22 protein-coding genes are annotated in these 21983 nt (G+C 60.6%); 6 read left to right on the top strand and 16 right to left on the bottom strand.

What is annotated here, in order from left to right; translation table 11 throughout:
* Both JZI28_RS18690 and JZI28_RS18685 read right to left on the bottom strand, forming a co-directional pair.
* A complete protein-coding gene (locus tag JZI28_RS18690; protein WP_295446529.1) occupies window positions 1-417 on the bottom strand; it encodes a cupin domain-containing protein in 417 nt (138 codons plus the stop codon).
* A gap of 70 nt (window positions 418-487) precedes the next feature.
* Window positions 488-1966, bottom strand: a complete 1479-nt coding sequence (locus tag JZI28_RS18685; RefSeq protein WP_375698565.1) for an ABC transporter substrate-binding protein — start codon at window positions 1964-1966, stop codon at window positions 488-490.
* 164 nt (window positions 1967-2130) lie between these two features.
* On the opposite strand from JZI28_RS18685, the gene panB reads away from it, so the two are divergent.
* The 3 genes from panB (at window position 2131) to glpK (ending at window position 5415) form a co-directional block, all read left to right on the top strand.
* Window positions 2131-2964: a 3-methyl-2-oxobutanoate hydroxymethyltransferase gene (panB, locus tag JZI28_RS18680; RefSeq protein ID WP_297341403.1), complete on the top strand. Its 834-nt coding sequence runs from the start codon at window positions 2131-2133 to the stop codon at window positions 2962-2964.
* A gap of 8 nt (window positions 2965-2972) precedes the next feature.
* A complete protein-coding gene (panC, locus tag JZI28_RS18675) occupies window positions 2973-3815 on the top strand; it encodes a pantoate--beta-alanine ligase (RefSeq protein ID WP_375698564.1) in 843 nt (280 codons plus the stop codon).
* 115 nt (window positions 3816-3930) lie between these two features.
* A complete protein-coding gene (glpK, locus tag JZI28_RS18670) occupies window positions 3931-5415 on the top strand; it encodes a glycerol kinase GlpK (protein WP_375698563.1) in 1485 nt (494 codons plus the stop codon).
* 253 nt (window positions 5416-5668) lie between these two features.
* Here the strand turns inward: glpK and JZI28_RS18665 are convergent, their stop codons facing one another.
* From JZI28_RS18665 to JZI28_RS18605, 13 genes are all read right to left on the bottom strand, one after another.
* Window positions 5669-6928 carry a flavin-dependent oxidoreductase gene (locus tag JZI28_RS18665; protein WP_375698562.1) on the bottom strand — a complete coding sequence of 420 codons (1260 nt, stop codon included), beginning with the start codon at window positions 6926-6928 and terminating at the stop codon, window positions 5669-5671.
* A 113-nt stretch (window positions 6929-7041) separates the two neighbouring features.
* Window positions 7042-7584 carry an isopentenyl-diphosphate Delta-isomerase gene (gene idi / locus JZI28_RS18660; RefSeq protein ID WP_295446518.1) on the bottom strand — a complete coding sequence of 181 codons (543 nt, stop codon included), beginning with the start codon at window positions 7582-7584 and terminating at the stop codon, window positions 7042-7044.
* A 186-nt stretch (window positions 7585-7770) separates the two neighbouring features.
* Complete coding sequence (locus JZI28_RS18655) at window positions 7771-8235, bottom strand: cytochrome c family protein (RefSeq protein ID WP_295446516.1); 465 nt, start codon at window positions 8233-8235, stop codon at window positions 7771-7773.
* 88 nt (window positions 8236-8323) lie between these two features.
* Window positions 8324-9355, bottom strand: coding sequence for a P1 family peptidase (locus JZI28_RS18650; protein WP_375698561.1), 1032 nt, complete (start codon window positions 9353-9355; stop codon window positions 8324-8326).
* A 191-nt stretch (window positions 9356-9546) separates the two neighbouring features.
* The gene (locus JZI28_RS18645) at window positions 9547-9900 is read right to left on the bottom strand and encodes a cupin domain-containing protein (protein WP_375698560.1); all 354 of its coding nucleotides are present in this window, start codon (window positions 9898-9900) and stop codon (window positions 9547-9549) included.
* Complete coding sequence (locus JZI28_RS18640) at window positions 9897-10643, bottom strand: SDR family oxidoreductase (protein ID WP_295446510.1); 747 nt, start codon at window positions 10641-10643, stop codon at window positions 9897-9899. Before JZI28_RS18640 ends, JZI28_RS18645 begins: the two co-directional genes overlap by 4 nt.
* Window positions 10644-10710: 67 nt before the next feature.
* Window positions 10711-11130, bottom strand: a complete 420-nt coding sequence (arfB, locus tag JZI28_RS18635; protein ID WP_295446508.1) for an alternative ribosome rescue aminoacyl-tRNA hydrolase ArfB — start codon at window positions 11128-11130, stop codon at window positions 10711-10713.
* Window positions 11131-11221: 91 nt separating this feature from the next.
* Window positions 11222-11845, bottom strand: coding sequence for a queuosine precursor transporter (locus JZI28_RS18630; RefSeq protein ID WP_295446506.1), 624 nt, complete (start codon window positions 11843-11845; stop codon window positions 11222-11224).
* Window positions 11846-11997: 152 nt separating this feature from the next.
* On the bottom strand, window positions 11998-12228 hold the full coding sequence (locus JZI28_RS18625) for a hypothetical protein (RefSeq protein ID WP_375698559.1): 231 nt from the start codon (window positions 12226-12228) through the stop codon (window positions 11998-12000).
* A 97-nt stretch (window positions 12229-12325) separates the two neighbouring features.
* Window positions 12326-13234 carry an esterase-like activity of phytase family protein gene (locus tag JZI28_RS18620; protein ID WP_375698558.1) on the bottom strand — a complete coding sequence of 303 codons (909 nt, stop codon included), beginning with the start codon at window positions 13232-13234 and terminating at the stop codon, window positions 12326-12328.
* An 11-nt stretch (window positions 13235-13245) separates the two neighbouring features.
* Window positions 13246-14115 carry a penicillin-insensitive murein endopeptidase gene (gene mepA / locus JZI28_RS18615; RefSeq protein ID WP_375698557.1) on the bottom strand — a complete coding sequence of 290 codons (870 nt, stop codon included), beginning with the start codon at window positions 14113-14115 and terminating at the stop codon, window positions 13246-13248.
* Window positions 14112-15476: an MFS transporter gene (locus tag JZI28_RS18610; protein WP_375698556.1), complete on the bottom strand. Its 1365-nt coding sequence runs from the start codon at window positions 15474-15476 to the stop codon at window positions 14112-14114. Before JZI28_RS18610 ends, mepA begins: the two co-directional genes overlap by 4 nt.
* A 57-nt stretch (window positions 15477-15533) precedes the next feature.
* Window positions 15534-16082: an acyl-CoA thioesterase gene (locus tag JZI28_RS18605; RefSeq protein WP_297340500.1), complete on the bottom strand. Its 549-nt coding sequence runs from the start codon at window positions 16080-16082 to the stop codon at window positions 15534-15536.
* 133 nt (window positions 16083-16215) lie between these two features.
* Between JZI28_RS18605 and JZI28_RS18600 the strand changes: the two genes are divergently transcribed.
* From JZI28_RS18600 to yaaA, 3 genes are all read left to right on the top strand, one after another.
* On the top strand, window positions 16216-16503 hold the full coding sequence (locus tag JZI28_RS18600) for a YggT family protein (RefSeq protein ID WP_295446495.1): 288 nt from the start codon (window positions 16216-16218) through the stop codon (window positions 16501-16503).
* Between the two features lie 201 nt (window positions 16504-16704).
* A complete protein-coding gene (gene recQ / locus JZI28_RS18595) occupies window positions 16705-18777 on the top strand; it encodes a DNA helicase RecQ (protein WP_375698555.1) in 2073 nt (690 codons plus the stop codon).
* A 39-nt stretch (window positions 18778-18816) separates the two neighbouring features.
* Window positions 18817-19587 carry a peroxide stress protein YaaA gene (yaaA, locus tag JZI28_RS18590; protein WP_375698554.1) on the top strand — a complete coding sequence of 257 codons (771 nt, stop codon included), beginning with the start codon at window positions 18817-18819 and terminating at the stop codon, window positions 19585-19587.
* A gap of 10 nt (window positions 19588-19597) precedes the next feature.
* On the opposite strand, the gene JZI28_RS18585 is transcribed toward yaaA, so the two are convergent.
* Window positions 19598-21901: a response regulator gene (locus JZI28_RS18585; RefSeq protein WP_375698553.1), complete on the bottom strand. Its 2304-nt coding sequence runs from the start codon at window positions 21899-21901 to the stop codon at window positions 19598-19600.
* Window positions 21902-21983 lie beyond the last annotated feature (82 nt).

Genomic DNA, 21983 nt, shown 5'->3' with positions numbered 1-21983 from the left:
TCAGTAGGTGCTCTCAGGGCTGCGCAGATAGTCTGCGTCAGTAACATGTTCCAGCCAGTCGGCGGCCGAGCCATCCTGCTCTTCCTGCAGGGCCAGATGCACCATGGCGGTTTCTGGTGCGGCGCCGTGCCAGTGTTCCACGCCGGGCGGGATCCAGATGGTATCGCCGGGGCGCATGTGTTGCGGGGCGCGGTCACGCAGTCCAACCAGGCCCAAGCCGCTGATGATCTGCAATGTTTGTCCCAGGGGATGGCTGTGCCAGGCGGTGCGCGCAGCCGGGGCAAAGCTTACCCGCAGGGCATTGATCCGGGCGGGGGCAGGGGCAGCAATGATCGGATCCATCCAGACTTCTCCGGTGAACCATTGGGCCGGGGCTTTGCGGCTGGGTCGACTGCCCGCGGGGTAGATATCAATCATTGGTCTGGTCCTGAAATATTGAGGCCTGCCGGGCGCCAGAAATGCGGCGCCCGGCAGGGGAACGGGTGGCTTAGTCAGCCCAGCTGACGGCGGTCAGGTCGATGGCTTGGGTCGGCGCATTGGCCCAAAGCCCCTGTAGATCGGCCTTGGCCACGCTGAGAGAGGCCATCTGGAACAGGTATCCGTTCACATAGTCATTTGCGATGGTTTCCTGCGCCTGCTTGAGCATCGCCATGCGCTGATCGGGATCTGTGGTTGCGTTCAGGCTGGTCATCAGCTCCTGGAATTCAGGATTGTCATACTGAAAGTAGTAGTCCGGGCGGGCATAGATGCCGATGTCCATTGGCTCGGTATGGCTGACGATGGTGAGGCCAAAATCCTTGCCGCGGAACACGGTTTCCAGCCACTGGGCCCATTCCACATTGATGATTTCGGCCTCGATGCCAACCTGTGCCAACTGGGCGGCGACGATTTCGCCACCGCGACGGGCATAGGAGGGGGGCGGCAGGTGCAGGGTGGTTTTAAAGCCATCTGCAAGACCGGCCTCGGCCAGCAGCGCCTTGGCGCGTTCCGGATCATAGGCGGACTGGCCGGTCAGATCGACATAGGCGGGGTGATGGGGGGCAAAATGGCTGCCGATTGGGGTGCCATAGCCAAACATGGCGCCGTCGATGATCGCCTGACGGTCAATCGCATGCGCCAGCGCTTGACGCACGCGGATATCGTCAAAGGGCGCTTTCAGGTTATTGGTCGACAGGATGGTTTCCCCCTCGGTCGACCCGACCAGGACCTGAAAACGCGGGTCTGCATCAAACTGCGGCAGGTTTTCCGGCGCCGGGAAGGCGGAAAAGGCATCTAGATCTTCGGCCATGACCGCTGCAAAGGCGGCGGTGGGATCGGAAATGAACTTGAAGGTGGCACCGTCGAGCACTGCCGGGGTGCCCCAGTAGTCGGCGTTCTTTTCCAGGGAGATGCTGTCGCCCTGCACCCAACCGGAGAACTTGAAGGCGCCGGTACCAACAGGGGCGGTTTTGATGTCATCGATGCTTTCGGGGGCAACGATAACCGCGTCTCCCCAGGCCAGGTTGAACAGCATGTTGCCGTTGGCTTTGCTCAGGGTGACTTTGACCGTGGTGGGGTCGACGACATCCACGCTGGCGATATCGGCAAACAGGGCCTTTTGCGCGTTGGTGCTGTCTTCGGCGCGGGCGCGATCCAACGAGAATTTCACGTCCTCGGCATCCATTGTGGTGCCGTCATGGAAGGTGACACCCTGGTTCAGATGAAACGTATAGCTTAGCCCGTCAGCGGAGATCTCCCAGCTTTTGGCCAGGCCAGGCACCACAGAGCCATCGCCCATGAACCGGGTCAGCCCTTCAAAGACGTTGGAATACAGCACCTGATCAATCGCCCCGGCGGCGGCGCTGGTGGGGTCCAGATGTGGTGGTTCCAGCTGCATCCCGATGGTGACGGAATCCTTGGCAAAGGCAGTGCCAGCCATGAGGGCCAGTGTTGAACTGGCGGCAAAAACGATTGATCTGAATGTCATTTCTCAATTCCCTAGTTGCGTCTGATCCCCTGTCGCCGGGGGTCTTGGGACGCAGGTTTCCCGTTTTCTGCCGGGTAATCAAGGGGTGCGAGACATTTCGCCCACTGGAGGTGCGTCGCGTAAGTTGCTAGGCGTGCGAAAGCCGCACCAAACCGGGAAAAAACATGAGCGCGACCTCACAAACCTCTGCCATCACCGCGAGCGATATCCTTGCTCAGAAGGGAAAAGCGCCGATTGTCAGCCTGACCGCCTATACCACGCCGATGGCGCAGATGATGGATCAACATTGTGACTTTGTTTTAGTCGGTGACAGCGTTGGCATGGTTCTGCACGGGCTTTCTTCGACGCTGGGCGTCACCATGGAGATGATGATTCTACATGGCGCGGCAGTTGCGCGTGGTCTGTCGCGTGCCATGTTGGTTATCGACATGCCTTTTGGCTCCTACGAGGAAAGCCCCGATCAGGCCTTTCGCAATGCGGCCCGCTTGATGCGGGAAACCAATGCGGCGGCGGTCAAGCTGGAGGGCGGTGTCGAGATGGCTGCGACCATCCGGTTTCTGGTGGCGCGCGGCATTCCGGTGATGGCCCATGTGGGGCTGACGCCGCAGTCGATCAATACCCTGGGCGGCTATAAGGTGCAGGGGCGCGACGCCGCTGGGGCCGCCGTGCTGGCGGGGGCGCAGGCCGTGGCCGAGGCGGGTGCCTTTGCCGTGGTGCTGGAGAAAGTGCCCCAGAGCCTGGCGGATGAGATCACCGCCGCCGTTGCCATTCCCACCATTGGTATAGGAGCCTCCGCAGGCTGCGATGGTCAGGTTCTGGTGGTGGATGACATGCTGGGGCTGTTCACCGCCTTTAAGCCAAAGTTCGTCAAACGCTATGGCACGCTGGGCGTCGATGCCGAAGCCGCAATCGCCGCCTATGCAGCCGAGGTGCGCGCCCGCGCCTTCCCTGCTGCTGAACATGTCTTTGCTGACCAGACAGCACCTGCAAAAGGGTAACAGTTGCCATGACTGCTCCGATTATTCGCCAGCTCGCCGCGTTGCGGGCCAAACATAACGCCTGGATTCGCGCCGGTGAACGCGTCGCCGTGGTGCCCACCATGGGGGCGCTCCATGCGGGGCATCTGTCCCTGGTGGAGGCCGCCAAGGCCGCCTGCGACCGGGTGATCGTGACGATCTTTGTCAATCCCAAGCAGTTCAACAACCCCGAAGATCTGGCCAATTACCCGCGCACCGAACATGACGATGCCATCAAGCTGGCCCCCTACGGGGTCGACGTGATCTATGTGCCGGACCCGGATCAGATCTACCCGGATGGTTTTGCCAGCACGGTTTCGGTGGCCGGGGTGGCCGATCAGATGGAGGGGGCCTGCCGTCTTGGTCATTTTGACGGGGTCGCCACGGTGGTGGCCAAGCTGTTTTTGCAGACCGGCGCCCATCAGGCGTTTTTTGGCGAAAAGGATTATCAGCAGCTTTTGGTTGTCCGGCGCATGGCGCGGGACCTTGATATCCCAATCCAGGTGGTCGGCTGTCCAACCGTGCGCGAGGCCTCAGGTCTGGCGATGTCCTCACGCAATATGCGGCTCTCGGCTGCGGGTACGGCCCAGGCCGGGGCGCTGCATCCGATCCTGACCAAACTGGCGACGGCGCTGGCTGCTGGGGGTGATTTTACCCCTCTGGGCACGGCTGCGGAGGCGGCGATCCTGGCGGCGGGCTTTGACGAGGTGGAGTACCTGTCGCTGTGCTGCGCAGAAGACCTGAGCGCTCTGGACAGGGCCGACCGCCCGGCGCGGCTTTTTGTGGCGGCCTGGCTGGAAGGGGTGCGCCTGATTGACAATGTCGCCGTCTAGGGAGCTGCGCCTGCGCCTCAGCAGTTTCGTCAACTAAAGCTTTAAGAGGGACTGGCAGCGGTAACATCTTGCGGCTAAAGTCCCGCCCTGAGGAGATCCATCACAGGGGCGGGACATGAAATATATTCTGGCAATCGATCAGGGCACCACGTCAACACGGGCGGTGTTGTTTGACGGCGACATGCAGGCCGTGGGCACAGCGCAGCAGGAGTTTCCCCAGTATTTCCCCAAGGCGGGTTGGGTTGAACATGACCTGGATGAGATCTGGGACTCGGTTGTCGCAACCTGTCGACAGGTTCTGGCGGAAACGGGGGTTGCGGCTGCGGATCTGGCAGGCATCGGCATTACCAACCAGCGCGAAACCACAGCGGTTTGGGACAAGGCGACAGGTGCGCCACTCCACCGGGCCATCGTCTGGCAGGACCGTCGCACGGTTGAGATCTGCGAGGCTTTGCGCGGCGGTGGCCATGAGGATATGATCCGCCACAAGACCGGCCTGTTGCTGGATCCCTATTTTTCCGGCACCAAGGCCAGCTGGATTCTGGATCAGAACCCAGAGGCCCGCGATCGCGCCGCGCGCGGGGAGCTGCTGTTTGGCACCATCGACAGCTTTTTGATCTGGCGTCTGACGGGCGGCGCCTCCCATGTGACCGATGCCACCAATGCGTCACGCACCATGCTCTATGACATTCGCGAAGGGGCCTGGAGCGAAGAGATCTGCGGCCTGCTGCAGGTGCCCATGGCGATGCTGCCAGAGGTGAAGGACTGCGCGGCAGATTTTGGCATCACGGTGCCTGAGATTCTGGGCGAGGCAGTGCCTATTCTGGGCGTTGCTGGCGATCAGCAGGCGGCGGGTATTGGTCAGGCCTGTTTTGCGCCGGGGATGATGAAGTCCACCTATGGAACCGGGTGTTTTGCGCTGCTGAACACGGGCGAAACACCGGTTGTGTCGCACAATCGTCTGCTGACCACCGTGGCCTATCAGCTGGGCGGCAAGCCCACCTATGCGCTGGAGGGGTCCATCTTTATTGCCGGCGCTGCGGTGCAGTGGCTGCGGGATGGATTGGGGCTGCTTGAGGATGCCGCCCAGTCTGGGGCATTGGCCCGGCAGGCGGACCCCGAACAGGATGTGCTGTTGGTGCCCGCCTTTACCGGGCTGGGCGCGCCCTATTGGCAACCAGAATGTCGCGGCGCGGTCTTTGGTCTGACACGGGGCACTGGCCCAGCTGAAATGGCCCGCGCGGCGCTGCAAAGCGTGGCCTATCAGACGCGGGACCTGTGGGAGGCGATGCGGGCCGACTGGCCGGAAGAAACCCATGTGACCCTGCGGGTTGATGGCGGTATGAGCGCCAGCGACTGGACGATGCAAAGCCTGTCGGACCTGTTGGGGGCCGCTGTGGATCGTCCCAAGATGCAGGAGACAACGGTTCTGGGGGCGGGCTGGCTGGCTGGTATGCAGGCCGGGATCTACCCGGATCAGGCCGGTTTTGCTGCAACCTGGGCGCTGGATCGCAAGTTCACGCCTCAAATGGCCCCAGCGCAGCGCGACGCGGCCTATGGCCGCTGGCAACGGGCAGTGCAGGCCGTCATTGGCGTTTAAGAAACCCGTTTGCTGCCCTGTATCAGCTACACAATTTTCGGATCACCAAGGGGCAAGGGGGGGGCTCCCGCCCCCGCGGGTCATCGGCTGGCGCCGAAAGCCCCTGGCGGTGTTGGGCCCGGCGCCGCGCTGTCGCGCGGCGCGGTTGCGATAGCTGCAGCAGGAATTGCAGAGCGCCCGCCGTGCGTCAGCACGGCGCTGGGCCCAACGGGAAGAGGGCTCAAAGGGCCTGATGACGGGCGGGAGCCCCCCGTTAGCTGGTCAGCCGTGCCCCTGCTTTGATCGTTGCCGGGCGGGCATTCAGTTCCTCTATCGAAAAGCCTGCAATGGATTTGTAGCGCGCAGCATGGGCGGCAAGCTCGGCCTGTGGGATGACCTCATTGATACTGGCAAAATCGCCACCGCAGAGATCTTCGACCTGCTGCAAGACCCCATCCGGCCCCTTGCCGGCGCGGTTGGTCTTGCCGATGCCTGTTGCCAGGGGGCGCACCTCGGCCTCAAAGGCGGCAAGCGCGTCTGAGGTGAGGCCATGGGACAGGAAAGATGCGCCGATGATCCGCGCGTCAATGATGGCCTGGCTGGCGCCGTTGGAGCCAACAGGATAGGTCGGATGCGCGGCGTCTCCCATCAAGGTCACGGCGCCAAAACTCCATTGTGGCAGCGGGTCGCGATCCACCATCGGGTATTCATAGACCACCTCGGCCCCGCGAATGAGGCCTGGCACATCAATCCAGTCAAACTGCCAGTCTTCGAACTCGGCAACAAAGTCATTGATATCGGCGGCGCGGTTCCAATCCTCTTTCTTCCAGGGCGCGGAGGGGTCAAAGCTTTTTTCCGCGATCCAGTTGAGGGTGGCGCGCCCATCAGCGTCGGGGCGGGAGATCGGATAGGCCACCATGCGCAGGCTGTCGTGACCGATCATCGCCATGGAGGCCTCGCCCTTCCAGGGCGTGCCCTGGGTGGTGGCGCGCCACAGGATCCGGCCATTCCAGATCGGCGCGCCTTCCTCGGGGTACATCTGCGCGCGCAGGGCGGAATGAATGCCGTCTGCTGCAATAACCAGCGTACCGCTTTGACGAGACCCGTCCGCAAACAGCAGATCTGCACCGGTCGCGGTCTGTTCAAACCCCACGGCGCGCGCATCGGTGGTGATGCAGTCGCCGCCCGCCCGTGCCACCAGCGCCTGGTACAGCATCATTTGCAAGGCGCCGCGATGTACCGAGTACTGCGGCCAGGCGTAGCCCGCCTCAAGCCCGCGCGGCTCTTCCCAGATTGTCTTGCCGAGTTTCGAATAAAACCCCAGCTGCCGGGTGCGGATGCCGATCTCTTCCAGCTCCGCCTCCAGGCCAAGGTCAAACAGTTCGCGTACGGCGTTGGGTTGCAGGTTGATACCAACCCCCATGGGGCGCAGTTCAGCGGCGGCTTCGTAGATGTGAAACGGCACCCCAATCTGATGCAGCGTCAAACCCAGGCTAAGCCCGGCGATACCGCCACCGGCAATAAGAACTGACATGATAACTGTGCCTCCCAATATTTGACGGCACAGAACCATAGAGCCCGGTTAAAGGGCAAGGGGAAACAAGCCGGATCACGACCGGCATCTGGGGCAAAATGGCGCGCTCAGGATCAGGTCTTGGAGGCGATGATCAGATCGGGGCCAAAGATGATATCGGCGTATTTGTGCAGGTAAATCTTTAGCCAGGGGGTGAAACGTTCCGGGTGACGCTGCACCTCTGCCAGCAGGTCATGGTAGTCCATCCAGCGGGTCTCCATCACCTCATCGGGGTTGGCAACCGGAGTCAGTGGCCGGTGCGCATGGGCGAGAAACACATCCACCACCTCATGTTCCACCATCCCATGGCCCACATCGGCCCGATATTCCAACTGATGGCGAAACTCAGGGTACAGCCCTCTGATGCCCAGCTCTTGCTGCATCCGCCGGACCGCGCAGGCCGAGGAGCTTTCCTCCCACATGGGATGGGTGCAGCAGGTATTGGCCCAGAGCCCAGGCGTGTGATATTTCCCCAGGGCGCGGCGTTGCATCAGAATTTTGACACCCTTGACCACAAACACCGAGACAGCCTTGTGCTTGAGCCCCTGTTCATGCGCCAGGAGCTTCTCTACCGGTGTCAGTTCGCCGTTCACCCAGGCCGGGATCAAATGGGGCATTCCGGATCCGTAATCAGTGTGCCGCCATCACGCAGCCTGCAATGGCTAACGCGGGTCGCAGAGCAAAGCAACTACGCGAAAGGCCGCGCCCCTGCGGTCGCGGCCTTTAATGCCTAAGTTTCAGGCAGTCACATCTGGTCCCGGCCCGCCACAGCGGGCCAAAAGGCCTGATACACAAGCGGCAGATTACTCGGAGGCCGCGTCTTCGCTGGCTGCGGCATCTTCGGCTGGCTCTTCGGCGGCCGGGCTGAACTGGGCCAGGAAGGCATAGATGTCTTCGGCACCTTTTTTCAGCTTGTACGACATTTTTGACTTAGCCTTGCCGTCGTCCAGGTGCTCGCGCAGGAAGCCACGGGGATCTTGGGTGTAGGCCTCAAAGCTTGCAAGATCCCAGACCAGGCCACCTTCGCCGGCGGCAACCAGATCCTTGCCGTATCTAAACCCTTCGTAGGTGCCGGCCGTGCGGCCAACAACACCCCAGAGATTCGGGCCGGTTTTGCCACCCTTGACGATTTTCTCGCCGGTGTCAGAGACGATGGTGTGGCAGGATTTGCATTTGTTAAAGGCCTTTTCGCCTTTGGCTGCGTCGCCTTCGGCGAAAGCGGGTGCGGCCAGAAGGCCAAGAATGGCTGCGGTTAGGATAGGTTTCATAGGCTTGCTCCGGTTTGAGTTGGCTTTGATAGAATACGGCGCTTGTTGGCGCTGAGTGTCAACGGGCGAATCTGCCGCATCTGCGGTTTCAGATTTGGGTGGAGCTCCAGCAGGGCAGCAGGTCATTTTCCGCTGGTGTGGCGCAGTAGACCGCCCGTGCAATGGCGCGACTGAGACAGAGCGCGGCAGCATGACCGATCTCGCCCAGCTCAGCCTCTGCAGAGGCGAGTGTCCGGCCGCCAGTGCTGGCGGCAAAGACCAGGTCGCCGTCTCCTGGCGCATGGGCCGGAACGGTGGCTCGGCCAATACCGTCATGGGCCGCAGTGGCCATGCGCTGGCATTCAGCCTTGGTCAGGGCTGCATCGGTGGCGACGATGGCAATGGTGGTATTGCCACGCTCCGAGGGCAGGTCGTTATCGGCCGCAAGAGCGCGCATGGCCTGCATTTTGCGACTGTCGAGACTGCGTCCCAGCCCCACTGCGCTGTCAGGGCCGAGCCCGCCAAATTCCCCGTCGACCTCAAAAGGTGCGGCCCAGAAATGGCGATCTCCGGGGGTGGTGACGCTGCCCATCGGATTGGCAGCAACCAGCGCGCCAACAGTCACGCCACTGTCCAGCACAAAAGAGGCAGAGCCAAGCCCGCCTTTGACCATCGCGGTCAGCGCGCCGGTGCCAGCCCCATGGGAGCCAAGGGAGAAATCGCCTGAGACATCCTCAAAAGCGGCACGACCCAAGGCGCGATAGGGGTTGTCCTGCCAGTCCTTGTCGCCGCCGTTCAGCAGGTCAAACAGGATGGCGCCGGGCACCAGTGGAATGAGTGCAGGCCCCAGGGTAAAGCCACGCCCCTGATCGCGCAGCCCGTCCACGACACCGGAACAGGCATCCAGCCCAAAGGCAGACCCGCCCGACAGAACCAGGGCGTCGATCTTGGCCACGGATTTATCCGGTGCCAGCAGATCTGTTTCGCGGGTGCCCGGCGCGCCCCCCATGACATGCACCGAGGCGGTCAGCGGTTCGCTTGCCAGCAAAACCGTGGTGCCGGATTTCAGTGCCGCATCACTGGCATTGCCGACCATGAGGCCAGGGACATCGGTGATCAGGTTTTTGGGTCCAGGTTTCATGGTGCCAGATGACCTGAGGCATTGTTACCAGAGGCCTGGTTTCCAAAGGGATGCATCATCTTATGATCTCCTGTTCCAAGGCAAAGGGCGGGGCACAATTCCCCCCCTTTTTAGATGCTATTTTGATTGGGTCTTTGATCCGGCGCAAACAGGCTGCGCCGGCTTTCAGGGATCTGCTCTGCGCTGTGGCGCTAGATCCGGTTTTTGGCGGCCGCTGTGCTGGCATCGCCGGAGTTTGGCTCGCCCTTGGGTTCGATCAGCAAAACCTTGCATTCCGCCTGGGCCCGGGGGCGGTGGGTGACGCCTTTGGGCACCACAAACAGCTCCCCGGCTTTGACGACATGCGCCGCGCCGCCTTCGATCTCCATCACCATCTCGCCCTCTAACACCAGGAAGAAATCATCGGTGTCTTCGTGCAGATGAAAGGGAAAGGCGCCTTGGAATTTGACCACCATGATTTCGTTGTCATTGTAGTCAGCAATGACCTTTGGATCCCAGTGGCTGTCAAACAGCGCCAGTTTTTCTGTCAGGTTGATGGTCTTCATATACAGCGGCCGCCGTCGACTTCCATGGCGACGCCTGTCACCATGCTGGCCTCGTCAGAGCACAGATAGCAGGCGGCATTGCCCATGTCCTCGGGGGTGGAAAAACGCCCGATGGGGATGGTGGACAGGAATTTGGCGCGCACTTCCGGGGTGTCTTCGCCCATGAAGGACTGCAACAAAGGTGTCTCGCCGGCCACTGGGTTGATGGCATTGACGCGGATGCCCTTGGGGGCCAGTTCAACCGCCATGGTCTTGGTCGCGGTGATCATCCAGCCCTTGGAGGCATTGTACCAGTTGAGGTTTGCCCGGGGGGAAACCCCGGCGGTTGAGGCCACGTTGAGGATGGCGCCGCTGCCATTGGTTTTCATATGCGGCACCAGGGCGCGGGCGGTCAGATAGACCGATTTCATGTTCACATTGTACACCCGGTCAAAGTCTTCCTCGCTCACCTCGTCCAGCGGTGTGGGCAGATGGGTGACCCCGGCGTTGTTGATCAGAATATCGACCTTGCCAAAACCGGCAATCGCGGCCTCGGCCATGGCCTTCACAGAGGCCGCATTGGCAACGTCGACCTGCTGGGCCAGCGCCGCGTCGCCGCGTTCGGCGGCCAGCGCAGAGGCGCTGTCACCATTGATGTCAGCAATCATCACCCTGGCCCCTTCGGCCAGGAATTTATCAACGATGCCAAGGCCAAAGCCAGAAGCGCCGCCAGTCACAATGGCGCATTTTCCTGCAAGCCGCATAATGATCTCCTTCAAATCCATTTGCGGCAAACATGGCCAAGGTGACGGCCGGGTGCAATCGCTAGGATCACTCTGGAGTGATTTTTCCGCGCATTGATTTGACTGCGCTGCGCTGTTTCTTGCTGTCAAGCCGTCGTTTCACCGATCCGCGCGTTGGTTTGGTCGCTATACGACGTTTTGGCGCCACCAGGGCCTTGCGGATGAGCTCGGCCAGGCGGTCCCGCACCAGCTCGCGGTTGCGCAGTTGCGAGCGGGTCTCGTCGCATTGCATCAGAATCGCGCCCTCTTTGGTCCAGCGCCGACCTGCGAGACGTTTGAGTCGGGATTTCACCGCCGGGGTGAGCGCAGGGCTGCGGGCGGCCTCGAACCGCAGCTCGACTGCGGTGGCCACCTTGTTGACGTTCTGCCCGCCGGGCCCCGAGGCGCGCATGAAGCTCTCGGACAGTTCCCAGTCCTGCAGCGCTATATCATTTGTGATATGCAACATGGGGCGGATGTAACGTGGTTGGCGAAAATGGAAAAGGCCGCAGTCCGCTGGACCACGGCCTTTTGCCGAGACTGTTGTATTGGCGTGTGCCTTAGGCGGGCTTTGCCGTCAGGTGGGTGACGATCATGCGGAAAGGCACCAGCGCCAGCAGTGCCAGCGAAAGTTTCACCAGCCAGTCAGCCAGGGCCAGAGAAACCCACAGCGGCGCCATGGGGCCTGCGCCCAAAAGCGGCAGCATTTCACCAGCCCAGGAGACGTCATTGGCCGGCTCGATCCAGGTCAGCGCGCCGGAAAAGGCGATGGTAAAGAAGATGACGGTATCCACCGAGGAGCCCACAAGCGTGGAGGCCAGCGGCGCGCGCCACCATTTGCCGCTCCGCAGGGCGGCAAAGATCGACACGTCGAGCAGCTGCGCCGTGAGGAAGGCAAGTCCGGACCCAAGCGCGATGCGCAGGGTCACGAGCGGGCCAAACTCGCCCATGATCTGGGTGCCAATGAGCGAACAGACAACGCCAACCACAAAGCCCACAAAGACCACACGACGGGCAGGCCCGGCGCCATAGACGCGGTTCATCACATCAGTGATGAGAAAGGCAATTGGATAGGTAAAGGCGCCCCAGGTCAGCCATTGGCCAAACAGGAATTGCACCAGGATATTGGAGGCCACCACAACGGCAGCCATGGCAAGAATGCCAGGTAGATGAGAACGATTCATTTTTCAGTTCCGTTTTTTATACAAGGTCGCGGCGACTTGTTCCGCAGCTTGTGCGGAAGACGGGCTCACCTAGCTGTGTTGGAGGCCGTTGGCAAGTGTTTTGCCAATTGCGACGGGCGCAGCCAAATCAGTTTAGACCGCCTTTGATCAAGCTATGCGGGCGTAACAGAGGCTGACTGAACTATCGGCTGTGGTTCCGGGCAGATAAACTGGATGTCCAGTTCGAACAGTTTGGACAGTTCTTCCAAAAAACCTGCAGATTGTGAAATGATGATTTTTGCGGCCAAAGATGTGCATATGGTTTCATAGAACAAGGGGTTCGTTTCCCCGATGATCGTCTTGCTTGCGCCTTCCATCAATGGCTGCAGCTCTTGTTCGAGCACTGTTGCAAGCGCACCAGCGGGGGCTTTTCGCTCATGCGCAGGGCAAATAGCCCGTAAATGACAAACGCTGCGAGAGCAAAGAAAAACCTATTTCCCATCACTCTGGCAGGGTGTATTCCACCAGTTCGGTGCGTTGCAGGGCTTTGAAGTTGTCGTCCGACACCATGGTGGCGCGCAACAGGCCTTTGGCGTCGCGCCAGACGGACAAACCTTCGAGGTTGTCATGCACCCCGGTGCTGCTTTCCAGCAGGGTGACTTCGTTTATCGCGCCCTGTTCGGTGATATCCCAGCGGCGCAAGCGGCTGCGAAAACCGATAAAGACAAAGTTGCGTTCCAGCAGATAGAAACGGCCGTCGGGGCCAAAATCGGCACCAACAGGCAAGAAACCTCCCCGTCGAGGCAGGGTGAAGGGCTGGCTCCATTGGCTGCCATTCCAGCGCCAGACAGGGATCTCCCCATCTGCGTTCAGCGCGTTTTCGGGCAGGGTGTACAGCCGCCCCTGGGGGTCGATGGCCAGGGCCTCCAGGGATTTGTTCAGTGGTAAGCCGCGAAACTCATTAGGGCGGGGCAGGACACGGGCACGGCTGGCCTCGGTTTGGTGATGCACCACCCGGGACAGTCCTTCGAAGGAAATATAGAGCGAGCCATCCGGCGCCAGGGCCAGGCCTTCGCTGTCCATGATCCGACCCAAAAGCTGTCGCCCCTTGGAGGTGCGCAGATGTTGGGCACTGCGCAGGGTGATCTCTGAGATCTCGCCGTCCTGTCGATGGATATCGGCACGGGCCACATGGGCGCGATCACTGAGAACCACCATCTGCGCCCCATCCGCCGAGAGCTCAATCCCGGAGAACCCCCCAAACCAATCGGGGCTTGCCCGCCATGTATAGCTGCCTGCAAACTGAGCGGCGTTTTCCAACCGATCAAGCTGGGCCGCGGCAAAGGCTGCCGCCGCTGCAATGAGGCCGGAGGCCAGAACAAGGCCACCGACCAGTTTCTTACGCTTCATGGTGTTTATGCTCAGTTAGATTGCAAAACGGCGGCGCATTGTTTGGGCAGGTCCGTCAGGGTGTATTCGCGGCGGGGTTTGGGGGCCGGAGCATTTGGGTCTGCCGGTTTTGGCGGCGGAGGGCTCAAGATATCATTGACCCATTTTTGTGCAGCGTCACAGCCGTCACCGCGTGGTGGGCGATCCTGATCAACACAGCCTCGGGCGCCCCTGGGGCAGGCCAGACGCACATGGAAATGGTAATGGTGTCCCCACCAGGGACGGATTTTGCGCAGCCAGCGCCGGTCGCCCTTGGCGTCCTTGCACATCTGCACCTTGGCGCCGGGGAAGACAAAAATCCGCGCCACCCGTTTGTCCTGTGCTGCGGCCTTGATGATCTCGTGATGGGCGCGGGTCCAGTCTGAATTCACATAGGCGCCGTTGTTGCGCCGCATCGAGATAGAGGAGATCTTTTCGCGCTGGGCCCGGCTGTAGGTCAGCTTGTTCGCCGGGCGCATCCAGATATCAATATCCAGCCCCACCTGATGGCTGCGGTGCCCAGACAGCATCGGGCCACCACGGGGCTGGCTGATATCGCCAATATAGAGCCCGTTCCAGCCGGGCTGACGTGCGGCAAATTTGCTGAGCTTTTCGATAAAGCTGATGGTTTCGGGATGGCCCCAGTTGCGGTTGCGGCTCAGCCGCATGGCCTGCCAGGTGGCGCCGGTTTCCGGCAGCTGCACCGCGCCGGCAACGCAGCCCTTGGCGTAGGATCCATAGGGGGCCGGCGCCTGTTGCGATCCGCTATCCTTGGCACCAAACAGCTGCTTGGCCGGGGTGGCGGCGCTGGCGCCACTGAGCGCTGCAAAGATGAAACAAAAACTCGCTACAAGCAGTCTCAAACCTGATCTCCTTCTGCCTTGACCCGGTACAATACGATCAATCCGAGGATAAACAGAAAAATCACCGGGCTAATGCCTAATCGTGCGCTACCTGTCAGGGTTGTGGCAACCCCAATTAGCCCAGGCGCCAAAAAGGCGGTGGCGCGCCCGGACAAACCATAGAGCCCAAAGCTCTCGGTTGCCTTTGCAGGGTTGGTATGACGCACCATCAGGCTGCGGCTGGCGGCCTGCAAGATTCCGCCGAAACCACCGATCAGCATGCCGCAGCCAAAGAAGATAGCGTCCGGTAGCTTGGAGCCCGTCGCCAGCTCGATGCCAAACAGCGCCTCACGCGACATGTTTACCACGGTTAGGCAGACCAGCGTCAGCACCAGAATCGCGGCGACGATCACGGGTTTGGGGCCAAACCGTTTGTCGGCCATACCGCCGACCCAGCTAAAGGCTGCGGCGGCAATTGCAGATATGACGCCAAAGATGCCGATACTGGTGATTTCCCAGTCCAGCACCAGGCTGGCATAGACGCCGCCAAAGCCATAAAGCCCGTTCAGCGCATCCCGGTAGAGCATCGATGACCCCAGATAGCGGGCCAGACTGCCGCGATAGCGCAGCGCCTTGACGGAAGCGATTACCAAAGAGATGGCCTGTCCCAGGGTGCCCCGCTTGCCGGTGCGGGCGTCATCTTTGACCCAGAGAAAATAGGGCACCATGAAGAGAATGAACCACAGGGCGGTGAACGGCCCGACGGCGCGGGTGCCCTCGCGGGTTTCAGCATCCAGCCCCAGGACCGGGTCCAGCCCGATCAGGGTTTTGCCGCTGCCCTGTTCAACAAACAGCAGCAGCATGATGAACAGGGCCAGAACGCCGCCAAGGTAGCCAAAGGCAAAGCCAGAACCGGAGATGGCTCCGACATCATCCTTGTCGCCGAGGCTGGGCAGTTGCGAATTGGCAAAGATCAGGGCAAATTCCGCACCGATGAAGCCAAAGCCAAAGGTCACCAACATCCACCACAGGTTGCTGCCGGCTGGATCTGAATACCAGATCCCCCAGGCGCCGAGCGCATACATCAGCGAAAAGCCGATCAGCCAGGGCCGTTTGCGTCCGGAAATATCCGCCAATGCGCCGATGAAAGGCGCGCCAAAGCCGATCATCAACCCGGTTACGGTCATCCCAATCGACCACATGGTCTGCGCCTGGGCCTTGGCGGCTTCTGGGGCCAGGCCCTCTCCCAAATAGTAATTGGCAGCCACAGCGGCAAAGAAGGGGCCAAAGACAAAGGTGACCAGCAGGGTGTGATAGGGCTGGCTGGCCCAGTCAAAGAACCACCAGCCCCAAATACGCTTGCGCGATGAAATATTGCTCATGTGTTCCTGCCTGTGCTCACCGATTTGTTATCTGCGATAAGACAGGCACTTAGGTCCCTAGGCAAGGGGATCTTGCATGGGCGGCCAGGGACGTTGCGCGTCCGCCGCGCGCCAGGCGTCAATCCAGTCGGGCATTTCCAGGCTGGGCAGGTCAGGATGGCCCATGGCCTTGAGCACGCGGGCAGGGGGCACGATGCCGTTTTTGTCGGTCAGCGCGGTGCGCAGCATCACGTGGCTGGCGCAGGTGCCGTCCTTTTTCCACATGCTCTGTTCCAGGTAGATGAACTTATCATCCCAGGCCACGGCCCGGCTGCGCATCTCAAACCGTTCAAAGCCGCGAATGCGCTGGCGAAACCGCACAGTGGTACCGGCCACGGTCATGCCCCAGCGATTTTGCCGCAGGGTGGTGATCAAGCCAACCCGTTGCGCCAGCATGGTGCGCCCCAGATCATACAGCGTCATGGCGCGGCCATTGTTCAGCTCCAGCCAGAAATCCAGATCCCAGGGCCAGCAGATATGGCTGGAGACATGGGTCTCGGTCAGAGCCAGCGGCGCCATACGGCGCGCCTTGAGCAGGTCTTTGATCAGGCGGACAATGGGAAACATCGGCATTACTTTCTTTGCGCATTGTGCCCCTCTTGCCACCGATTAACCAATGGTCAACCGCAACCTCGCGGAAGCCTTGCACATGGGCACAGGGCTGCTTACCTGTAGGGCTGCTATTCCAAAGAGGTAAAGAATGCTCTCTCTGTTCCAAATTCTGCTGCTGATCCTGGACATCGTCTGGTTCTTCATCATCGCCCATGTGATCATGAGCTGGCTGATCAATTTCCAGGTGCTGAACCTGCAACAGCAACTGGTTGGCCAGATCTGGTACATGTTGCAGCGCATTCTTGAGCCGCTCTATGATCCGGTGCGCCGTATTCTGCCCAATATGAGCGGCATTGATCTGGCGCCGCTGGTGGTGCTGATTGCGGTCTATGCGCTGCGTATCATCATCCAGAACAACATGGTCTATTTCTTATAGTCCGGGCGCTGTCCGTCAGGTCGTTGCCCCGCCGCTTGGCTGGGCAGCACTGCTGACGCTGAGGGCGGTTTTCAGCGATTGACGCGCGTAAAAGTCGAGGGGTGAGGCATAAAGCTTTGCCCCTTGCTCTTGTCGCCCGAATCGACCTGTGGGATTGTAGCGCTCAAATCAGAGCAGCCGCCCCCAACGAGGTCCCACTCCATGACAGCCGCGCCAGCGATCCCCGAGCCGGAAAGCACCGCTAGTCCGCTCCTGCGTGAGATTTTTGGCTTTGACGCTTTTCGTCCCGGTCAGGAAGAGATCGTTGATGCGGTGACGCGCGGGGAAAACGTGCTGGCGATCATGCCCACGGGGGGCGGCAAATCACTGTGTTTTCAGCTGCCCGCGCTGCAACGGGTCGGCATCACCGTGGTGATCTCGCCGCTGATTGCCCTGATGCGCGATCAGGTGCGCGCCCTGCAGGCGGTCGGCGTTACCGCAGGGGCGCTGACCTCTGGCAATACCGAGGAAGAGACCGAAGCGGTCTGGCAGTCCATCGAAGCGGGCGAGCTGAAGCTCTTGTATATGGCGCCCGAACGTCTGGCCTCGGGCTCGACGCTGAATATGTTGCATCGTATCAATGTCAGTCTCATCGCGGTGGATGAGGCCCATTGCGTCAGCCAGTGGGGCCATGATTTCCGCCCGGATTATCTGCGCATCGGTGAGCTGCGTCAGGCGCTGGACGTGCCCCTGGCCGCCTTTACCGCCACCGCCGATTCCGAGACCCGCGAAGAAATCGTGCGCAAGCTGTTTGACGGCCAGACCCCGCGCAGCTTCTTGCGCGGTTTTGACCGGCCCAATATTCACCTGGCCTTTGCCGCCAAGGATGGCCCGCGACGGCAGATCCTTGAGTTTGCAGCGGCGCGCAAAGGGCAGTCCGGCATTGTCTACTGCGGCACCCGCGCCAAGACCGAAGACCTGGCCCGCGCCCTGCGCGATGCCGGTCATGCGGCCTGCCACTATCATGGCGGCATGGAGGCCGGGGAGCGCCGCGATGTGGAAACGCGCTTTGCCCGCGAAGATGGGCTGATCGTGGTGGCCACCGTGGCCTTTGGCATGGGCATTGATAAACCTGACATCCGCTGGGTGGCCCATGCGGATCTGCCCAAATCAATCGAGTCCTATTATCAGGAAATTGGCCGCGCGGGCCGTGATGGCGCCCCGGCAGAGACCCTCACCCTGTTTGGATCAGATGACATCCGCCTGCGCCGCAGCCAGATCGACGAAGGCCTCGCCCCGCCCGAGCGCCGCGCCGCAGACCATGGGCGGCTCAACGCGCTTTTGGGGCTGGCCGAGGCGCTGACCTGCCGCCGTCAGACATTGCTGGGATATTTCGAGGAAGAGGCTGCGCCCTGCGGCAACTGCGATCTTTGCGACACGCCGGTGGAGGTCTTTGATGGCACCACAGCGGTGCGCAAGGCGCTTTCGGCGATCCTGCGGACCAATGAAACCTATGGTGCCGGGCATCTTATTGACATTCTGTATGGCAATGAAACCGACCGGGTGCGGGAAAAGGGCCATAGTGACCTGTCGGTCTTTGGCTGCGGCAAGGAATACAGCAAGCGCCAGTGGCAGGCGGTGTTCCGGCAAATGATGGGCCATGATCTGGTGCGTCCCGACCCCGAACGCCACGGTGCCCTGCGCATGACCGAGGCCGCCCTGCCAGTGCTGAAAGGCGAGGCGCAGATCTCCCTGCGCAAGGATACCATCAAATCGGCGGAGCGCCGTCCTGCGGTCAAGATGCTGGTCTCGGAAGAAGACGCGCCGCTGCTGTCGGCGCTGAAGGCCAAGCGCCGCGCCCTGGCGGAGGCGCAAAAAGTGCCGGCCTATGTGGTGTTCAACGACAAAACCCTGATCGAGATGGCTGAAACCCGCCCCGCCACCCTGGACCAGATGGCGCGGATCGGGGGAGTCGGCGCCAAAAAGCTGGACCGCTATGGGGACGAGTTCCTTGAGGTGATCACCGGCGCGGTGGAGCAGCTGCACCCCCAGCGGCGCAAGCTGGCCAATCGGGCCGGGGCGGGCTCGACCTATGATGCCTTGATGGAAGCACAGACCCAGTTGATCCGGGGCGATTGCGGCACCCTGAAACCGCTGAGCTGCCCGGCGGCCCTGCTGGCGAAACTGACCCAAATGCGGCCAGAGGATGAGCGCGGCATAACCCTGTTGTTAGGCGAGCGCCGGGCCGAGAGATTCTTGCCCGCCTTTCTGGACGTTTTGCGCCAGACTGACTAAGTCTAACGGGAAACAAAGCGGAAACAAAAGGAGCGCGCGATGCTGGTAGTGGTATCCCCGGCCAAAAAGCTGGATTGGTCGGAGCGGGATCAGGAGATGAGCTTTCCTGCCTTTCAGGATGATGCCATCGCTCTGAATGCCGTGGCGCGTGCGCTCACTGTGCCAGAGCTGATGAAGCTGATGCATATCAGTGAGGACCTGGCCAAGCTGAACTATGATCGGTTCCGCGATTTTGCCGCAGATCCACAGGCGGCGGATCTGCGCCCTGCGGCGTTGGCCTTTGCCGGTGACACCTATCAGGGGCTGGAAGCGGCTTCGCTGGAGCCCGACGAAATGGCCTGGGCACAGGATCATTTTCGCATTCTGTCTGGTCTGTATGGCCTGTTGCGGCCGCTGGACGCAATGCAGCCCTACCGGCTGGAAATGGGCTCGCGGCTAAAAAACCCACGCGGCAAAAATCTGTATGAATACTGGGGCAGCCAGATCGCCGAGGCGCTGAATGCCCAGGCCGAAGCGGTCGGGGCCAAGGTCCTGGTGAACTGCGCCAGCCAAGAATATTTTGGCGCAGTGGATCTGAAGGCGCTCAAACCGCAGGTGGTGACGCCGGTCTTTATGGAAGACAAAAACGGCACCCCAAAGGTGGTCAGCTTTTATGCCAAACGCGCCCGTGGGGCGATGGCGCGCTATGTGATCCAGAACCGGATTGCTGATGCCTCGGCATTGCAGGAGTTTGACAGCGGCGGATATGTCTATCAGCCACAGCTGTCAGAGCCGATGAAGCCGGTATTTCTGCGTCACCCGGCGGTGTGAGGCGCTGACCCTAGGCGGCTGAGGTGACTTCGATGGACTGAAACGCCTGCGTGGTATGTTGCAAAATGCGCTCCAGGATTACCGCCTTGCGCAGGGGCTTGGTCAGGTAATGATCCAGCCCGGCGGCGAGGATGCCATCGGAATCGCCGCTCATCGCATGGGCGGTCAGGGCAACGATCGGCACATGGCGCCCGGTTTGGGCTTCCAGCTTGCGGATCTCGCCGGTTGCCTCTTTGCCATCCATTTCCGGCATGGAAATATCCATAAAGATCAGATCCGGCTCAAAGGATTGATACAGCGCCACCGCTTCGACGCCGTTATTGGCAAATTGCAGTTCGATGTTGAAATCCTTGACCATCTTGCGGAAAACCAGCTGATTGGTCCTGTTGTCCTCGGCCGCCAGAATGCGCATCTGGCGTGTCCCGGGATCGTCAGGTGCCGACAACTGCATGGCGGCATTGTCGGCTGCATAGGCCTCTTCCAGGGTCTGGGAAGCGGCGTCGGTCTCTGCGCCTGCCCCTGTCTGGTCTGTCAGCTCTGTGGTGTCGGCTGCTGCCAATCCGGTCCGGTCGGGTTTATCGATGAGCGCATTGCCGAGGCTTTCAAGCTTGGAAAACAATTCATCGCGTGGCGTGGGACGCGGCAGAAGGTCCACCTTGAGATCCAGAATTTCATCTTCGGAGTATTCATGGGGGTTGCTGCACAGCATGACCATTGGGAGGCTGGCCCATTTGCTTTGCCGCAATTGGCGCGCCAGTGCGAGCCCGCCGCCACCGGCAATGGCATGATCGGCCAGAATCAAATCGACGCCGATATTCATTTTTGCCAAGGCTGCAGAGACGCTGTCCGCGATTGTTGTCTCTACGCCCAGCAGCATCAGCTGGCGTTGCAGGATTTCACTGTTGAGGGTGGATTCGTCCACCAACATAATATGGCGCAGGCTTTTGGGCAGTTTGGGCGTTGCACCATGGGAGCCTTCCACGATTGGCAGGGGAATGCGGAAGCCAAAGCAGGAGCCTTTGCCTTCGTCGCTTTCGACCCAGATCTCGCCCTCCATCATTTCAATCAGCCGCCGCGAGATTGCCAGCCCCAGACCGGTGCCTTCAAACTTGCGATTGCGCTCATCTTCGACCTGGTTGAACTCCCCAAACACGTGGTCGATCTTTTCTTCCGGGATACCAATGCCGGTGTCTTCTATCATGCAATGCACCGCGCAGATGCCTTGGTCATGGTTGAAAATTCCGGTTACCCGCAGGGTTACATGGCCCTCGTTGGTGAACTTGACCGCATTGCCGGCAAGATTGGTCAACACCTGACGGATGCGCCCTGGATCACCTACAAACTGTGTTGGCAGGAATAGGTCATAATCCACCAGAATCGACAGTCCCTTGTCCCGTGCGGTGGGCTGCAGCAGCATGACAATTTCGTGGATGCAGCGCTCCAGATCAAAGGCTTCTTCGTGTAGCACCAGTTTGTCGGCTTCGATCTTGGAATAGTCGAGCACATCATTGATGATCACCAGCAGCGCTTCGCCTGAGTTCTTGATGGTGGTGGCGTAGAGTTTTTGTTCGTCATTGAGCGTGGTGTCGTTCAGCAACTCGGCCATACCGACCACACCGTTCATCGGCGTGCGGATTTCGTGGCTCATATTGGCCAGGAACGCCGACTTGGCGCGGTTGGCGGCTTCGGCACGTTCACGGGCGTTGCGCAGTTCTTCTTCGTAATGCACCGACGAGGTGATATCGAGCGCCAGACTCACCACATCGCCCCCGTGCCCCCGTTGGTCAATGAGACGCAGATAGCGATCATCCCACATTTGGATGATCACGGGATCCGGTGACATCGACAGCCAGCGCTCGCTCATCATTGCGCGCCAGGCGTCCGGCTTCATATCACCGGTGTTGACCAGGCCTTCGTCGGTCAGGATCTGCAAAATGCGCATGTAAGAGATGCCCGGCGTGACCTCCTCCAGCCCGTCAAAAATATTGAGATAGGCGGTATTGGCACCAATGAGCTGACTGTCGGCGTTGAAAAAGGCAAACCCGTCCTGAAAGGCCTGGATCGAATGCCAGAGCCGCCGCTCTGCTGTTTCGATCTTTTCATTGGCCATGCTCAGGTCTGATTTTACCTTGGCGTTTTCATCCCGCACGGTGGCCACTTCGGCCTGGGTTACCCCAATCTGTTTGGTCAGAGCCAGAGCGTGGCGACCAAGTTTGCGATTCGCAGCTGAGAGTTCGGCCTGCTTGAGTTCAAGCAGGCGCTCTGCCGCCAGTCTGGCCCGGCGCTCTTCCGCGATTTTGTCAGCAAGGCTCATCCCTGCAGGCTCCAACAAATACAACAAACAGTCCCCCAAAATATGGGGGGCGACAGTCGGGTGAAAATACAAAGGTCGTAGC

This window comes from Pseudophaeobacter sp. TrK17 (genome assembly GCF_042192375.1).
GTDB lineage: Bacteria > Pseudomonadota > Alphaproteobacteria > Rhodobacterales > Rhodobacteraceae > Pseudophaeobacter.
Note: the sequence above shows the minus strand (reverse complement) of the source record. Positions and strands in the feature narration are given on the sequence as shown.

Excerpts from the sequence above, each read along its gene's own strand:
- recQ (WP_375698555.1), top strand. The coding sequence starts at position 16,705 with ATGACAGCCGCGCCAGCGATCCCCGAGCCGGAAAGCACCGCTAGTCCG.
- idi (WP_295446518.1), bottom strand. The coding sequence starts at position 7,584 with ATGCCCCATTTGATCCCGGCCTGGGTGAACGGCGAACTGACACCGGTA.
- JZI28_RS18630 (WP_295446506.1), bottom strand. The coding sequence starts at position 11,845 with ATGAATCGTTCTCATCTACCTGGCATTCTTGCCATGGCTGCCGTTGTG.
- JZI28_RS18610 (WP_375698556.1), bottom strand. The coding sequence starts at position 15,476 with ATGAGCAATATTTCATCGCGCAAGCGTATTTGGGGCTGGTGGTTCTTT.
- JZI28_RS18690 (WP_295446529.1), bottom strand. The coding sequence starts at position 417 with ATGATTGATATCTACCCCGCGGGCAGTCGACCCAGCCGCAAAGCCCCG.
- yaaA (WP_375698554.1), top strand. The coding sequence starts at position 18,817 with ATGCTGGTAGTGGTATCCCCGGCCAAAAAGCTGGATTGGTCGGAGCGG.
- JZI28_RS18600 (WP_295446495.1), top strand. The coding sequence starts at position 16,216 with ATGCTCTCTCTGTTCCAAATTCTGCTGCTGATCCTGGACATCGTCTGG.
- JZI28_RS18645 (WP_375698560.1), bottom strand. The coding sequence starts at position 9,900 with ATGAAGACCATCAACCTGACAGAAAAACTGGCGCTGTTTGACAGCCAC.
- arfB (WP_295446508.1), bottom strand. The coding sequence starts at position 11,130 with ATGTTGCATATCACAAATGATATAGCGCTGCAGGACTGGGAACTGTCC.
- JZI28_RS18605 (WP_297340500.1), bottom strand. The coding sequence starts at position 16,082 with ATGTTTCCCATTGTCCGCCTGATCAAAGACCTGCTCAAGGCGCGCCGT.
- JZI28_RS18640 (WP_295446510.1), bottom strand. The coding sequence starts at position 10,643 with ATGCGGCTTGCAGGAAAATGCGCCATTGTGACTGGCGGCGCTTCTGGC.
- JZI28_RS18650 (WP_375698561.1), bottom strand. The coding sequence starts at position 9,355 with ATGAAACCTGGACCCAAAAACCTGATCACCGATGTCCCTGGCCTCATG.
- JZI28_RS18665 (WP_375698562.1), bottom strand. The coding sequence starts at position 6,928 with ATGTCAGTTCTTATTGCCGGTGGCGGTATCGCCGGGCTTAGCCTGGGT.
- JZI28_RS18655 (WP_295446516.1), bottom strand. The coding sequence starts at position 8,235 with ATGAAACCTATCCTAACCGCAGCCATTCTTGGCCTTCTGGCCGCACCC.
- panC (WP_375698564.1), top strand. The coding sequence starts at position 2,973 with ATGACTGCTCCGATTATTCGCCAGCTCGCCGCGTTGCGGGCCAAACAT.
- panB (WP_297341403.1), top strand. The coding sequence starts at position 2,131 with ATGAGCGCGACCTCACAAACCTCTGCCATCACCGCGAGCGATATCCTT.
- glpK (WP_375698563.1), top strand. The coding sequence starts at position 3,931 with ATGAAATATATTCTGGCAATCGATCAGGGCACCACGTCAACACGGGCG.
- JZI28_RS18620 (WP_375698558.1), bottom strand. The coding sequence starts at position 13,234 with ATGAAGCGTAAGAAACTGGTCGGTGGCCTTGTTCTGGCCTCCGGCCTC.
- JZI28_RS18585 (WP_375698553.1), bottom strand. The coding sequence starts at position 21,901 with ATGAGCCTTGCTGACAAAATCGCGGAAGAGCGCCGGGCCAGACTGGCG.
- JZI28_RS18685 (WP_375698565.1), bottom strand. The coding sequence starts at position 1,966 with ATGACATTCAGATCAATCGTTTTTGCCGCCAGTTCAACACTGGCCCTC.